The sequence below is a fragment of the Streptomyces sp. NPDC089915 genome (assembly GCF_040684675.1).
Lineage (GTDB): Bacteria > Actinomycetota > Actinomycetes > Streptomycetales > Streptomycetaceae > Streptomyces.
This window is the reverse complement of sequence record NZ_JBFBGN010000085.1, coordinates 1-14,200: the sequence shown is the minus strand read 5'-3', so window position 1 is coordinate 14,200 and position 14,200 is coordinate 1. Positions and strand designations below refer to the sequence as shown.

General features: G+C 75.0%; 14 protein-coding genes and 1 pseudogene. 6 read left to right on the top strand and 9 right to left on the bottom strand.

Features of this window, described 5'->3' with window-relative positions; genetic code table 11:
• Window positions 1-81: 81 nt before the first annotated feature.
• Window positions 82-528, top strand: a complete 447-nt coding sequence (locus AB0O29_RS23540; protein ID WP_365154342.1) for an Lrp/AsnC family transcriptional regulator — start codon at window positions 82-84, stop codon at window positions 526-528.
• On the opposite strand, the gene AB0O29_RS23535 is transcribed toward AB0O29_RS23540, so the two are convergent.
• The 3 genes from AB0O29_RS23535 to AB0O29_RS23525 form a co-directional block, all read right to left on the bottom strand.
• Entirely contained in the window at window positions 518-3,529 is a 3,012-nt protein-coding gene (locus AB0O29_RS23535) for an SMC family ATPase (RefSeq protein WP_365154341.1), read from the bottom strand. The two genes, AB0O29_RS23540 and AB0O29_RS23535, sit on opposite strands and share 11 nt — an antisense overlap.
• Window positions 3,526-4,707, bottom strand: coding sequence for an exonuclease SbcCD subunit D (locus tag AB0O29_RS23530; protein ID WP_365154339.1), 1,182 nt, complete (start codon window positions 4,705-4,707; stop codon window positions 3,526-3,528). Before AB0O29_RS23530 ends, AB0O29_RS23535 begins: the two co-directional genes overlap by 4 nt.
• A gap of 127 nt (window positions 4,708-4,834) precedes the next feature.
• Window positions 4,835-5,464 (bottom strand): YigZ family protein, encoded by a 630-nt coding sequence (locus AB0O29_RS23525; RefSeq protein WP_365154337.1) that lies wholly within the window; start codon window positions 5,462-5,464, stop codon window positions 4,835-4,837.
• 142 nt (window positions 5,465-5,606) lie between these two features.
• Here AB0O29_RS23525 and AB0O29_RS23520 point away from each other — a divergent pair, with 142 nt between their 5' ends.
• Complete coding sequence (locus AB0O29_RS23520) at window positions 5,607-6,014, top strand: CoA-binding protein (protein ID WP_365154335.1); 408 nt, start codon at window positions 5,607-5,609, stop codon at window positions 6,012-6,014.
• Window positions 6,015-6,028: 14 nt separating this feature from the next.
• On the opposite strand, the gene AB0O29_RS23515 is transcribed toward AB0O29_RS23520, so the two are convergent.
• Window positions 6,029-6,619 carry an XRE family transcriptional regulator gene (locus AB0O29_RS23515; protein WP_365154370.1) on the bottom strand — a complete coding sequence of 197 codons (591 nt, stop codon included), beginning with the start codon at window positions 6,617-6,619 and terminating at the stop codon, window positions 6,029-6,031.
• A 107-nt stretch (window positions 6,620-6,726) separates the two neighbouring features.
• Between AB0O29_RS23515 and AB0O29_RS23510 the strand changes: the two genes are divergently transcribed.
• On the top strand, window positions 6,727-7,593 hold the full coding sequence (locus AB0O29_RS23510; RefSeq protein ID WP_365154333.1) for a DMT family transporter: 867 nt from the start codon (window positions 6,727-6,729) through the stop codon (window positions 7,591-7,593).
• 41 nt (window positions 7,594-7,634) lie between these two features.
• On the opposite strand, the gene AB0O29_RS23505 is transcribed toward AB0O29_RS23510, so the two are convergent.
• The gene (locus AB0O29_RS23505) at window positions 7,635-8,387 is read right to left on the bottom strand and encodes an acyltransferase (RefSeq protein ID WP_365154331.1); all 753 of its coding nucleotides are present in this window, start codon (window positions 8,385-8,387) and stop codon (window positions 7,635-7,637) included.
• Between the two features lie 132 nt (window positions 8,388-8,519).
• Between AB0O29_RS23505 and AB0O29_RS23500 the strand changes: the two genes are divergently transcribed.
• On the top strand, window positions 8,520-9,086 hold the full coding sequence (locus tag AB0O29_RS23500) for a gamma carbonic anhydrase family protein (protein WP_365154329.1): 567 nt from the start codon (window positions 8,520-8,522) through the stop codon (window positions 9,084-9,086).
• Window positions 9,087-9,126: 40 nt separating this feature from the next.
• On the opposite strand, the gene AB0O29_RS23495 is transcribed toward AB0O29_RS23500, so the two are convergent.
• Window positions 9,127-9,789 carry a DedA family protein gene (locus AB0O29_RS23495; protein WP_365154327.1) on the bottom strand — a complete coding sequence of 221 codons (663 nt, stop codon included), beginning with the start codon at window positions 9,787-9,789 and terminating at the stop codon, window positions 9,127-9,129.
• Between the two features lie 179 nt (window positions 9,790-9,968).
• Window positions 9,969-10,421, bottom strand: coding sequence for a DUF4442 domain-containing protein (locus AB0O29_RS23490; RefSeq protein WP_365154326.1), 453 nt, complete (start codon window positions 10,419-10,421; stop codon window positions 9,969-9,971).
• A 96-nt stretch (window positions 10,422-10,517) separates the two neighbouring features.
• Between AB0O29_RS23490 and AB0O29_RS23485 the strand changes: the two genes are divergently transcribed.
• Entirely contained in the window at window positions 10,518-11,561 is a 1,044-nt protein-coding gene (locus AB0O29_RS23485) for a hypothetical protein (protein WP_365154324.1), read from the top strand.
• Window positions 11,562-11,661: 100 nt separating this feature from the next.
• Window positions 11,662-12,945, top strand: coding sequence for an MFS transporter (locus AB0O29_RS23480; RefSeq protein ID WP_365154322.1), 1,284 nt, complete (start codon window positions 11,662-11,664; stop codon window positions 12,943-12,945).
• A 33-nt stretch (window positions 12,946-12,978) separates the two neighbouring features.
• Here AB0O29_RS23480 and AB0O29_RS23475 read toward each other — a convergent pair whose 3' ends face one another.
• Together AB0O29_RS23475 and AB0O29_RS23470 are read right to left on the bottom strand one after the other, a co-directional pair.
• Entirely contained in the window at window positions 12,979-13,770 is a 792-nt protein-coding gene (locus AB0O29_RS23475) for a fused MFS/spermidine synthase (RefSeq protein ID WP_365154368.1), read from the bottom strand.
• Between the two features lie 97 nt (window positions 13,771-13,867).
• A pseudogene (locus AB0O29_RS23470) lies at window positions 13,868-14,200 on the bottom strand (patatin-like phospholipase family protein); the annotation flags it as partial.

Below are 14,200 nucleotides of genomic sequence, written 5' to 3'. Positions count from 1 at the left end.
CGAAGAGATGATCAACCCGGGAAGTGGGATTCCCCGGCCTTCGGCTTGTTCCGCCGGGGAATCCCCTGCTAGACCTGCGGGATGACCGGCTATTCCCCCGACGCCACCGACTGGCGCATCCTGGCCGTCCTCCAGCAGGACGGCCGAGCCAGCTACACCGAACTCGCCCGCGCCGTCTCGATGTCGGCGAGCGCCGTCACCGAACGGGTCCGCCGCCTGGAGGAGGCCGGGATCATCACCGGCTACACCGCGGTCGTCGACCACGAGAAGCTCGGCAAGGCGATCATGGCGCTGGTGCGGCTGCGCTACCCCCACGGCAATTACAAGCCGTTCCACGACTTCCTGGAGGCGACCCCCGAGATCCTGGAGGCCCACCACGTCACGGGCGACGACTGCTTCGTCCTGAAGGTGGCGGCCCGCTCCATGGGGCACCTGGAGGAGGTCACCGGCCGGATCGCCGGGCTGGGGCCGGTGACCACCAGCATCGTGTACTCGTCCCCGCTGTCCCGGCGGCCGCTCAGTCCGTGACCCCCGCGGTGCGGTGGCGCACCACCGAGCCGCCGCGCTGCTTGACGATCTCCAACTGGGCCTGGACCCGGGTGCGCAGGTCGCCGACGTGGCTGACGATGCCCACGCTGCGGTCGCGTTCGCGCAGCGAGTCGAGGACGTCGAGGACCTCGTCCAGCGCCTGGTCGTCGAGGCTGCCGAAGCCCTCGTCGATGAAGAGGGTGTCCAGCCGCATGCCGCCCGCCTCGTCGGTGACCACGTCGGCCAGGCCCAGGGCGAGGGCGAGCGAGGCGAAGAAGGTCTCGCCGCCGGAGAGGGTGGCGGTGTCCCGCTCGCTGCCGGTCCAGGCGTCGACCACGTGCAGCCCGAGACCGGAGCGGCCGCGTCCGCTCGCCCGGGCGTCGGAGTGGACGAGGGTGTAGCGGCCTCCGGACATGCGCAGCAGGCGTACGGTCGCGGCGGCGGCGACCTGTTCCAGCCGGGCGGCCAGGACGTACGACTCCAGCCGCATCTTGCGCTCGTTGTCGGCGGAGGTGCCGGCGGTGAGCCCGGCCAGGCGGGCCACCCGCTCGTACGCCTCGCGCAGCGGGCCCAGGGCGCGCAGCTCGTGCTCCGCCTGCCGGGACAGCCGGTCGAGCTCGGCGCAGCGGAACCGGGCGGCGTCCACGGCCGAGCCGGCGGCGCGCAGCCGGGCGGCGGCCCGTTCCCGGGCGGCCTCGGCGGCGGCCGGGTCGGCCGGGGGCAGGGCGGCGGCCGCGGCGGTGTCGGCCTCGGCGCGGCGGTCGGCGAGCATGGCCTCCTCGGCCTGCCAGGCGTCCGTGCGGTGCTGGAGGGCGGTGCGCTCGTACTCGGGGAGGACGGCGTCGGCGGCCGCGTCGGTGGTGTCGAAGCCGGCCTTGAAGGCGGCGTCGGCGAGCTGGTCGTCGGCCTCCTTCAGCCGGGCGGCGGTGGTCTCGGCCCGGCGCAGCGCGGCGGCGGCCGTGGTGACCATCCGGATGCGGTCCTCCAGGGTGCGGGCGCGTGCCGCGACGCTGGGCGAGTCGCCCCGTACGAGGACGAGTTCGGCTTCGAGGGCGGCCTGCTCCTCGTCGAGGGCCTCGCGGCGGGAGGCCCGGGCGGCGGCCCGGCGCTCGGCTTCGAGCCGGTCGGAGCTGCGCGCGTCGTGCTCGCGCTCGGCGCGGGCGAGGCGTTCGCGGGCGGTGTGGAGTCCGGCGGCGTCGGCGTGGGCGGCGGCGTGGCGGGCGCTCAGGTCGGCGGTGAGGGCGAGGAGTTCGGCGGTGGTGGCGTCACCGGCGGCGCCGGCGGCCTCGGCCTCGGCCTCCCGGACGACGGCGAGCCGGCGCTCGACGGCGGCCCGGCGCTCCTCGGCCTGCTCGAAGCGGGCGTGGGCGGCGTCCTCGGCGGCCCGGTCCACGTGCCCGGGGGCGGGCCGGGCCGGCGCGGGGTGCTCCGGCGAACCGCACACCGTGCAGGGCTCCCCGTCGGCCAGGGCCGCGGCCAGCTCGGCGGCGATCCCGCGCAGCCGGGTCTCCTTCAGCTCCAGCCAGCGCTCCTTGGCGGCGTACGACTCCTCGCGTACGGAGTCCAGCTCGCCGGCGGCGGCTCCGGCGTCGGCGGCGAGGCCGTCGCGGCGCCGGGCGGCGGCCAGCTGGGCCCGGGCGGGCTCCAGCCGGGCGGCGAGCTGTTCGGCGAGGGTGAGGGACTGCTGGGCGGCGTCGACCCGCTCCTGGAGGGCGGTCCGGGTGGCCTCCCAGCGGGCCAGCCACTCGGCGGACTCCTGGTGCTGCTCGTCGGCGTCGCGGGACTCGCGCTCCAGCGTGGCGCGCTCGCGGCCGATCTCGGCGCTGCGCTGTTCCGCCCGCTGGGCGGCGCCGGCCGCGCCGAGGTCCTCGCGCAGCCGCTGCTCGACGGCGCCGAGCTGCTCGGTGCCGGCTCCGGCGAGGGCCGGGGGCAGCTCCGCCCGGGCGAGGGTCTCGGCGTGCGCGGCGGTGAGGTGGGCGGCGGCCGCGGCCCCGCGCAGCTCCAGGGCGGGGGCCACGAGGGCGCCCCGGCGGGCCCGGTCCAGCAGCTCGCGCACCCGTTCGCGCTCCGGTGCGGCCTGCGCCAGCAGGTCGGCCCGGCGGGCGGTCTCGGCGTGGCGGTGCTGGAGCCGGTCGAGCTCCCGGGCCTCGTCGGCGGCGCGCCGGGCCGCGGCGTGCCGCCCCTCGGCGGCGGCCAGGGCGTACTCGGCGACGGTGAGCCGCTCGCGGGCGGAGCAGCGGGCGACGGCCGCCCAGGCGCGGACGGCGTCGGCGAGGCCGGGGTCGCCGGGCTGGTGGGCGGGGAGCGGCCAGGCCGACAGGTCGGCGCTGTGGCCGGCGGCCTGGGCGAGGCGCTGGGCGGCGGCGAGGACCTTCTCGTCGCCGGTCCGCACCTTGGCCTCGGCGGCCCGGCGGCGTTCGGCGAGCAGGGTCTCGACGGCGGCGAAGCGGCGGGTGTCGAAGAGCCGGCCGAGGAGCCGGCCGCGGGCCTCGGCGCCGGCGCGCAGGAACTGGGCGAACTCGCCCTGCGGGAGGAGGACCACCTGGCAGAACTGCTCGCGGCTCATGCCGAGGAGCTGTTCGATCTCCTCGCCGATCTCCTGGTGGGAGCGGCTGAGGGCGCTCCAGCCGTCGGCGGTGTGCTCGCGGAGCCAGGACTGGGCCTTGTCCTTGGTGGTGCCGGTGCCGCGCTTCTTGGGCCGGTCCTGTTCGGGTCGCCGGGTGATCTCCAGGCGGCGGCCGCCGGCGGTGAGTTCGAGGGTGACCTCGGTCGGGGTGTCGGGGGCGGCGTGGTCGCTGCGCAGGGTGGTGCCGGGGGCCTGGCGGGAGCCGGGGACGGAGCCGTAGAGGGCGTAGCAGACGGCGTCGAGCACGGAGGTCTTGCCGGCGCCGGTGGGGCCGTGCAGCAGGAAGATCCCGGCGCCCGACAGGGCGTCGAAGTCGATGTCCTGGGGTGCGGCGAAGGGGCCGAAGGCGGTGACGCGCAGCCGGTGCAGCCTCATCGGGTGTTCTCCTGACGGCCGTCCTCGAAGGACGCGGCCCGGACGCGGACCTCGTCGAAGGCGCCGCGCAGGACGGCCCGTTCGGCGTCGTCGGCGGCGGCGCCGACGCGGACGTGGGCGACGAAGTCCTCGGCGATCTCCTGGTCGCTGCGGCCGCGCAGGCGCTGGGCGTAGGAGGCGGCGTCCTCCTCCTCGCGGCCCTCGGGTTCGAAGGCGAGGCTGAGGGTGTGGGGGAAGCGGGCGGTGAGCCGGGCCATGGGGTCCTGGGGGCGGACGGGGTCGGTGAGGACGGCCTCGATCCAGCTGTCCTCGCGTCCGCCGAGCGCGGGGTCGTCGAGGAGGTCCTCCAGGCGGCCGCGCAGCCGGGCGAGGGGCCGGGGGACGGGGGTGTCGAGCCGCTCGGCGGTGATCTCCCCTGCCGGGCCGAGTTCGACCAGCCACATGGTCTTGCGGTGGTCGGCCTCGGAGAAGGAGTAGGCGAGCGGGGAACCGGAGTAGCGGACCCGTTCGTTGATCGTCTGACAGCCGTGGAGGTGGCCGAGGGCCGCGTAGTCCACGCCGTCGAAGACGGAGGCGGGTACGGCCTCGACCCCGCCGACGGCGATGTCGCGTTCGCTGTCGCTGGCCTGCCCGCCGGTGACGAAGGCGTGCGCGAGGACGACCGAGCGGGTGCCCTCGGGGCGGCCGGCGAGGTCGGCGCGGATGCGGTCCATGGCCGCGCCGAGGACGGCCTCGTGGCTGACCTTCTCCGCCGCGAACTCGTCCTTGACCAGGGCCGGTTCCAGGTAGGGCAGCCCGTAGAGGGCCACGTCGCCGTGGGCGTCGGCCAGCACCACGGGGTCGGCGCAGCCGGCCGGGTCGGTCCTGAGGTGGATCCCGGCCCGGCCGATGAGCCCGGCGCCGACGCCGAGGCGGCGGGCGGAGTCGTGGTTCCCGGAGATCATCACGGTGGGCACGCCGAGGTCGGCGAGCCGGTGCAGCGCCCGGTCGTAGAGCTCGACGGCGGGCAGCGGGGGCACGGCCCGGTCGTAGACGTCGCCGGCGACGAGGACGGCGTCGACCCCGTGTTCGCGCACGGTGTCGACGAGGTGGTCGACGAATGCGGTCTGGGCCCCGAGCAGGTTGACGCGGTGGAAGGACCGGCCCAGGTGCCAGTCGGAGGTGTGCAGGAACTTCACTCGACCGCTCCGACCCGCACGCCCGCTCTCCTCCGTGACTCCGTGACCCCGTGACTCCGCGCCTTCAGCGCCTTCAGCGCCGCGTGCCGGCCTTCCACGGTAACCCGTCGGCCGCCGGGGGCGGGGCTCAGCCCTCGCCGTAGGCCTCTCCGCCGAGCTCGAACCCGGCGGTTCCGGCGGTGACGTCGTTGAGCCAGGCCCGGAAGGAGTCCACGTCCGCCTCGGGGATGCCGATCTCGATGGCGACGTCCTCCCCGTAGCGCACGTCCAGGACGGCGCGGCCGGTGGAGCGCAGGTCGTTCTGCGTCTTGCCGGCCCGCTGGTGGTCGACGGTGACGGTGGCCAGCCGGTAGCGGTGGCGGGTGACGGTGCCGAGCGCGTCGAGGGCCTCGCCGACGACGCCTCCGTAGGCGCGGATCAGTCCGCCGGCGCCGAGCTTCACGCCGCCGTAGTAGCGGGTGACGACGGCGACGGCGTAGCGGATGTCGCGCCGGGTCAGCATCTGGAGCATGGGCACGCCGGCGGTGCCGCCCGGCTCCCCGTCGTCGCTGGCCTTCTGGACGGAGGCGTCGGCGCCGATCACGTAGGCGAAGCAGTTGTGCGTGGCGGTGGGGTGCTCGCGGCGGACGCGCGCGATGAACTCCTGCGCCTCCCGCTCGGTCGCCGCGGGCGCGAGCGAGCACAGGAAGCGCGAGCGGTTGATCTCTGACTCGTGCGACCCCTCGCGGGCCACCGTCACGTACTGGTCTGCCTTCACCGTTCCACCCTAAGCCGTGGCCGGAAGCGGTCCCGGCCCGCAGGGGGAGCGCCGGGGAGTCTACGGGGAATCGGACAGGCGTCCTCCGCGTTGTTGCGGCGGAAGCACCCGGCGGACCAGGCAGCAGCAGGAGGCGGCACACGTGTACGGCGACCAGGAGACCATCCGCAGGATCCTCACCGAACTCGGCGACACCTGGGCCGTGGTCGGCCTGTCGAACAACGAGGACCGGGCGGCCTACGGGGTGGCCAGGGTGCTCCAGCGGTTCGGCAAGCGCGTGGTGCCCGTCCACCCGAAGGCGGAGACGGTGCACGGCGAGCAGGGCTACCCCTCGCTGGAGGCGATCCCGTTCAAGGTGGACGTGGTGGACGTGTTCGTGAACAGCGCCCTGGCCGGCGAGGTCGCGGACGAGGCGGTCGCCGCCGGTGCCGAGGCCGTCTGGTTCCAGCTGAACGTGGTCGACGAGGCGGCCTTCGCCCGGACCCGCGGGGCGGGGCTGGAGATGGTCATGGACCGCTGCCCCGCCATCGAGATCCCCGCCCTGCGGTAGTCGCCCGGCGCCCGTCAGCGGGGGGCCTCGGCCCCCCGTACGGGCGGGATGGACACGGCCATCGTCATCTCCATCGCCTCCGCGCCCTCGTTGCGGTAGGCGTGCGGGACGTTCGCCTCGAAGGAGACGGCCCCGCCCGCCGGGACCAGGTGCCGGTCGTCGGCGATCTCCAGCGTCAGCTCCCCGGCCGTGACGTGGAGCATCTCGAAGGTCCCCGCCGGGTGCGGGTCGGAGGCCGTGCCGTCGCCGGGCTCCAGCCGGTAGGTCCACATCTCCACGGGCCCGCGCCGGTCGTCGCCGAGCAGCATGCGCGCCTCGCTGCCCGGGGCGCTCGACCACATCCGCACCCCCTGCCCCGGCAGCACCACGCGCACCTGCGGGCTTCGGTCGTGGTCCAGCAGGGTGGTGATGCTCACACCGAGCGCGTCGGCCAGTTTGACCGTGGTGCCCACGCTCGGGTTCGTACGGGCCTGCTCGATCTGGATGATCATGCCGCGGCTGACCCCCGCGCGGGCGGCGAGCGCGTCCAGGGTGAAGCCGCGCTCACCGCGCCACCGCTTGAGGTTGCGGGCGAGCGCCTGGGTGAGCTGTTCGAGATCCGACACCATTCCGTCCAATATTTTGGATGACACAGTTCAACAGACTGAACTAACCTGCGGTGTATTCGATGCTGCACTCCACCGTTCACCGCACTGTACTGCGAGGTCCTGCCATGACCGCCCTCTTCGCCTTGGCCACAGCCGTGCTGTGGGGCCTCGCCGACTTCGGCGGCGGGCTGCTGACCCGGCGCCTGCCGGCGCTCACGGTGGTCGTGGTCTCGCAGGTCGCCGCGGTCCTCGTGCTCGGCTCCGTGGTCCTCGCCACGGACGCCTGGCACGAGGCCGGTCCGCAGCTGTGGTTCGCGGTGGCGGCGGGGCTGGTCGGCCCGGCGGCGATGCTCAGCTTCTACAAGGCGCTGGCCCTGGGCCCGATGGGCGTGGTCTCGCCGCTGGGCTCCGTCGGCGTGGTCGTGCCGGTCGGCGTGGGGCTGCTGCTGGGCGAGCGGCCCGGGCCGGGCCAGTTCGCGGGCATCGCGGTGGCCGTCGCCGGCATCGTCCTCGCGGGCGGCCCCGAGCTGCGCGGCGCGCCCGTGCAGCGGCAGGCGGTGGTCCTGACCCTGGTCGCGGCCTTCGGCTTCGGGGCGGTGATGGCCCTGATCTCCCAGGCCTCCGCCACCGTCACCGGACTGTTCCTCGCCCTCCTCGTCCAGCGGGTCACCAACGTGGCCGTCGGCGGGGCCGCGCTGTGGGCGCGGACCCGGCGCGGGATCCCCGCGCTGCCGGAGGGCGCCGGCCCGCGGATCCTGTGGGGGCTGCTGCCCGCGCTGGCCTTCGTGGGCCTCGCTGACGTCGCGGCCAACGGCACCTACTCCATCGCCGCGCAGAACGGCCCCGTCACGGTGGCCGCCGTACTCTCCTCGCTCTACCCCGTGATCACCGCCCTCGCCGCCTTCGCCGTGCTCAAGGAGCGCCTGCGCGGCGTCCAGGCGGCCGGCGCCGGCCTGGCTCTGGCGGGCACGGTCCTCCTCGCGGCGGGCTAGGCCGCCTTCTTGGGGGCGGGGCCCGATCCCCACGACACGGCCTAGACGGACTCCTGCTCCGCCTCCGCCAGCCCGGCCAGCCCCCGCAGCTGCTCCGAGGTCACCCCGTCGGGGATCGGCCTCGGCGCCGGGGTGCGCAGCGGCGGCTGCCAGCCCGTCTCCGGCTCCCAGCGGCGCACGACCTTGGCCGGCGCCCCCGCCACCACGGAGTGGTCGGGCACCTCGCCCCGTACGACGGCCCCCGCGGCCACCACGACGTTGCGGCCCAGCTTCGCCCCGGGGAGGATCACCGCCCCCGTGCCCAGCCAGCAGCCCGGACCGATCTCCACCGGGGCGCTGCGGGGCCACTGACGGCCGACGGGCTCGTGCGGGTCGTCGTAGCTGTGGTTGGTGGAGGTGATGTAGACGCCGGGGCCGCAGAAGGTGTCGTCGCCGATGCTGATGCGGGCGTCGGCGATGACGTGGCTGCCCCGGCCCAGGACCACGCCGTTGCCCAGGACCAGTACGGGATCGGGGCCGAGGTCGAGGTCGGGCATCATCCCGGCGGTCAGGGTGACCTGCTCGGCGATGATGCAGTGCCCGCCCATGCGGATCCAGGGCTCGCCGAAGACGGTGCCCTGGGGGAAGGCGAGCCGGGTGCCGTCGCCGATGGCGCCGAAGCGCAGCCGCCCCGGGTTCTGCGCGGTGACCGCGCCGGCCCGCTGCATCCAGCGCCAGCCCGCGTGGACCGCGCGGCTGGCGACGCTGCGGCGCAGGTCCGCCAGGGATGAGAACGTGTTCTGGTTCTTCGGCACCCGGCCACGGTAGTGGGCCCCGCGCCGCGCGTCCGGACCGCGTTCCTGTGATCTTCACCCCATCGCGGCCCGGGGGCGGCCCGTGCCCTACGGTGCGGGTAGCGCGGCATCCGGAAACAGAGGGAAACGATCATGACGAACCAGACCGGCGACCCGGGCCAGACCGGCCAGGGCGCTCTCATCGCGGCCGTGGGCGACCGGCGGCCGTCCGTGGACCCGACGGCCTTCACCGCCCCGACCTCGGTCGTGGTCGGCGACGTCACCCTGGGCGCGGGCGCCAGCGTCTGGTACTCGGCGGTGCTGCGCGGCGACTGCGGCCCGATCACGCTCGGCGCCGACAGCAACGTCCAGGACAACTGCACCCTGCACGTGGACCCGGGCTTCCCGGTGTCCGTCGGCGAGCGGGTCTCCATCGGCCACAACGCCGTCGTGCACGGCTGCACGGTGGAGGACGACTGCCTGATCGGGATGGGCGCGACCGTGCTGAACGGGGCCGTGATCGGCGCCGGTTCGCTGGTGGCCGCGCAGGCGCTGGTCCCGCAGGGCATGGTGGTCCCGCCCGGCTCCCTGGTCGCGGGCGTTCCCGCCAAGGTGCGCCGGGAGCTCACCGCGGAGGAGCGCGAGCACATCAAGGTGAACGCCGCGATGTACACGGAGCTGGCGCGCCAGCACCGCGCCTCGGTCACCCCCGGGTCCTGAACCCGCAGGCCCCCGGGGCGAGTGCCCCGGGGGCGGGGCGTCAGTCCGCGGCGCCGGCCGGGGCGGTCACCCGCTCGGCCGCCTCCTCGCGGGCGGCGGCCGCCGCCTTCTTCATGCGGGCGCGCACCACCAGGGTCACGGCCAGCCCGAGGAGCAGGGCCGCCACCAGGGCCAGCCAGGAGAACCGCTTCAGCCACGGCTCCGCGACGATGCCGACCGTGTAGATGACCGCGGTGGTGCCGCCGGCCCACAGGACGCCGCCGAGCACGTTGGCGATCAGGAACCGCCAGTACGGCATGCGCAGCACGCCCGCGAGCGGCCCGGCGAAGATCCTCAGCAGGGCCACGAACCGGCCGAAGAAGACGGCCCACATGCCCCACCGGTCGAACGACCGCTCCGCGACGGCCACCTGGTCCGGCCCGAAGTGCTTCGGGAACCGCCGGCCCAGCCGCTCCAGCAGCGGCTTGCCGCCGCGGCGCCCGATCGCGTACCCGATGGAGTCGCCGACGATCGCGCCCGCGATCGCGCAGAGGCCCAGGACCACGGGGTCGATGTGCCCCTGCTGCGAGGCCAGCAGGGCCGCGCTCACGAGGATGATCTCCCCCGGCAGCGGGATTCCCAGACTCTCCAGTCCGATGACCAGACCCACCAGGAGATAGACACTGATCGCCGGAATCGTCTCCAGCCATTCCTGGACGTGCACCGGTTCGCCCTCCCTCGTCGTCACCGGCGCGCCGCCCCGGGGACACGCCGAACGAGCAGCCTATCCGCTCCCCGTGACGGCCCTGGCCCGCAGCACGGGTTCCCCGGGGCGAACGGCCGGCGAACACCTTCCGCCGGCCCGGACCCCGCGGCCGGCCGCGGGCCGCCGGGCCGTCGGTGTCAGGCGTTGGGGCGCAGGGTCCAGACGACCGTCATCTCGCCCGTCACGGCCTCGTCCTCGCGCTGGATGGCGATGGTGACGGGGAACTCGGGGCGGCCGCCGGCTTCGAGCTCGGCGACGACCTCGGAGGCCGGGCGGCCGAGGGTGGCGGTGGCCGTCACGACGCCCTTGGCGAGCTTCTTGTAGCCGATCTCGGCCTTCACGGCCAGCGGCACCGCGCGCGAGAGCTGGTCGCCGAAGGCGGCCAGGACGATCGCGCCGCTGGCGGACTCGGCCAGGGTGAACATCGCGCCGGCGTGCGGGCCGCCGACGTGGTTGTGGAAGTCGGGCTGGTCCGGGAGGCGGACGACGGCGCGCTCCGCAGTGGTCTCCAGGAACTGGAGGTTGAGGGTGCGGGCCATCGGCACGGTCTGGGCGAGCAGTTCGCCCACGTTCATCTGTTCTGCGCTCATGGCACGCGATGTTACCCACGAGTAGATGAACTTGGCCAGAGTCCGCGAGGGGGCGGACGTGGCTCCCGCAGGCCTCTCCCACTATGGTTACCGGCCATGTGGCCAGGACAGCAGCAGCCGCCCGGGGGACAGCAGGGCCCCCAGGACGCGCAACAGAACCCGTACCAGCAGCAGCCGGGACAGCCGAACCCGTACCAGCAGCAGCCCCAGCCGGGATTCGGTCAGCAGCAGCCCGGCTACGGCTACCCGCAGGCGGGCGGTTACCAGACCCCGCCGCCGGTCCAGCCGTGGGGCCAGACCGGCCCGCAGCAGCCCCCCGCCCAGCCGCCGTCCGGCGGGAGCCCGTTCGCGACGAAGACGGTGGCCATCGTGGCGGCCTCGGCGGTCGTCGTGACGGCGGCCGTCACCGCGGCCTTCGTGCTGACCCGGGACGACAAGGGGAGCAACCAGGCGAGCGACAAGCCGCCGGCCGCCTCCTCCTCCGCCCCCGCCACCTCCGCCGCGCCGCCCGCCCCGAGCGGCAACCCGCGCGGCGGCGGCGACGTGAAGCCCGTCATCCCGGGCTGGAAGGTGGTCATCAACCCGAAGCACGGCACCGCCTTCGACGTCCCGCCGGAGTGGAACGTGGCGAGCTCCGGCGTGATCTCCGGTTTCGAGGACTCGAAGAAGGGCGACGGCTCCCCCCTCGTCACCTTCTCGGCACCCGCCTTCCTCAAGGAGGACTGGTGCAAAGTGGACTCCAACAAGGACGGCAAGGAGGAGAGCACCGGGCTGGCCGGTACCGGCACCAAGGGCGGCCAGGGCGCGAAGGACACCGCCTCCGCCGCGCACAGCGAGGCGGGCACCTGGGTGTTCGCCGCCTACTCGCAGAAGCTGCCCGAGGACCGGGTCAAGATCTCCGAGTCCAAGGAGTTCACGACCCTCTCCGGCCTCAAGGGGCACTACGCGACGGCGACCGTGAGCGACGTCCCCAAGGAGAACAAGTGCTCCTCGGACGGCAAGAGCATCGCCTTCAGCTTCCGCAACTCCAAGGGTGACTTCGCCAGCTGGGTCATGTGGGCCGCCGCAGGGGTCCCCGGAGAGGTCGACCAGGCCACCGAGGAGAAGATCATGAGCTCGGTCCGCCTCGTCGCCAACTGACCTCCGGCGACACCCGTCCAGCGACACCCCCTCCCGGGCCGATTATCCGTTTTCCGCTTATTCGTTTGGATTCTCGGCCCGGGACGGGGATAGTCCCCGGGTGAGCTCTCCCCCCACCGCCTCCGCCGCCTCACGCCGCCTCCCCTCCTGGGCGGGCCGCAACTACACCCTCCTGACCGGCGCCGCCGTCGTGACGAACCTCGGCAGCCACGGGGCACTCATCGCCTCCGCCTTCGCCGTCATGGAGGCGGGCGGCTCCGGCGGCGACGTCGGCCTCGTCGCGGCCGCCCGTACGCTGCCCCTCGTCCTCTTCCTGCTCGTGGGCGGCGCCCTCGCCGACCGGCTCCCGCGCCACCGCGTGATGGTCGCGGCCAACGCCCTCAACTGCGTCTCGCAGGCCGTCTTCGCCGTGCTGGTCCTCACCGGCGAGCCCCGGCTGTGGCAGATGATGCTGCTCACCGCGCTCTGCGGCACCGGCACCGCCTTCTTCAACCCAGCCGCCGAGGGCATGCTGCTCTCCAGCGTCTCGGGCGAGCACTCCAACCGGGCCTTCGCGCTCTTCCGGATGGCCATGAACGGCGCGGGCATCGGCGGCGCGGCCCTCGGCGGCGCCCTGATCGCCGCCATCGGCCCCGGCTGGGTGCTGGCCGTCGACGCGGCCGCCTTCGCGGTCGCGGGCGCCCTGCGGGCCTTCCTCGACGTCGGCCCCACCACCGAACGGGCGCCCGGCGGGGGCCTGCTGGCCGACCTCCGCGAGGGCTGGGTGGAGTTCCGCACCCGGCCCTGGCTGTGGAGCATCGTGCTCCAGTTCTCCGTCGTCGTCGCCGTCGTCGGAGCCGCCGAGGCGGTGTACGGGCCCCTCGTCGCCCGCGACCGGCTGGGCGGGCCGGCCCCCTGGGGCATGGCCCTGGCCTTCTTCGGCGTGGGCACCATCGCCGGGGCCGTCCTGATGATGCTGTGGAAACCGCGCCGGCTGCTGCTGGTCGGCACCCTGTGCGTGTTCCCGCTGGCCCTGCCCTCGGCGGGACTCGCGGTCCCGCTGCCCACCTGGGGGCTGTGCGCGGTGATGTTCGTCAGCGGCGCCGCCATCGAGGTGTTCGGCGTGAACTGGATGACGACCATGCACCAGGAGATCCCGGAGGAGAAGTTCTCCCGGGTCTCCGCCTACGACTGGTTCGGCTCGGTGTCCATGCTGCCCCTGGCCACCGCCCTGGCCGGCCCGGCCGAGAGCGTCTTCGGCCGCACCCCCGCCCTCTGGGGCTGCGCGGCCCTGGTGATCGTCCCCACGGCCCTGGTCCTCCTGGTCCCCCAGGTCCGCCACATCACCCGCAGGCCGGTCCCCGAGAAGTCCACGGCGGCCGACTCCAGCCTCGCCGGCGTGTGAGGGGCGGGGTCCGGGCGGAGCCGGGGGAAACCGTCACCCCAGGCTGAACGCCCCCTCCGGCGGCTCCGGCGAGGCGACGGCGTCGGCGTCCGCCACCACCCGGGCCCCCCGCATGAACCGCACGAGCCCCTCCCCCGACTCCACCCGCGCGGGAAACGCGTCCCCGGCGCACCGCCGGGCCAGCGCGGCCACCGGCAGCGGCGCGTCGGACGCCAGCAGCACCGCGTTGCCGAAGCGCCGCCCGCGCAGCACCCCCGGCTCGGCGATCAGCGCGAGCTCCCCGAACGCGGCGGCGAAGTTGGCCAGCTGCGCCTTCAGGAAGCCGAACGGCGCCCCGTCGGCCAGGTTCGCCGCGTAGAGCCCGCCGGGCCGCAGCACCCGGGCCGCCTGCCGCGCGTACTCCACCGAGGTCAGCTGCGCCGGCACCCGCGAACCCCCGAACACGTCGGCGACCAGGACGTCCGCACTCGCCTCCGGGGCCCTCTCCAGCCAGGCCCGGGCGTCGGCGGCGTGCACCTCCACCCGCGCCCCGGCGGCCAGCGGCAGGTGCTCGGCCACCAGCTCCACCAGGGCCGCGTCGAACTCGACCACGGTCTGCCGGGAGCCCGGCCGGGCCTCGGCGGCGTACCGGGGCAGGGTCAGCGCGCCGCCGCCCAGGTGCAGCAGGTCCAGGGCCGCCCCCGGTTCGGCCGCGCAGTCCAGGACGTGCGCGAGGCGGCGTACGTACTCGAACTCCAGGTGCCCGGGCTCGTCGAGGTCCACGTAGGACTGCGGGGCCCCGTCCACGGTGAGCAGCCAGGCCCGCTCCCGGTCAACGTCCGGCATCAGCTTGGCGGTGCCCTGGCCCACTTCCCGGATCACCGGGATCTGTTCGTCGCTCACCCCACCATTGTCGGGCCCGCCGCCCCGGCGCCCGGCCCGCTCAGGCCGCCGACCAGACGGCGGCCGCCTCCGCCACGTGCGCGGCGGCCTGGGCCAGCCCCGCCCGCGCCGCGGGGGCCCGCCGGGCGGGGTCGAGCACGTTGCGGCCGAAGGCCCTGCGGGCCTCCGGGGACGGGGTGATCAGCAGCACCCGCGCCCCCTCGGCCCGCAGCCGTCCGGCCTGCTGGAGCGGGGAGGGCAGCTTGCCCGCGCCGAGCGGGAGCGGGGCGAGGATGACCACGCGCCGGTAGCCGGACGCGAGGTCGGCGTTGACGGAGGAGCGGATGCCGCCGTCCACGTACCGGCGGCCGTCGATGGTGACGGGCGGCCAGAC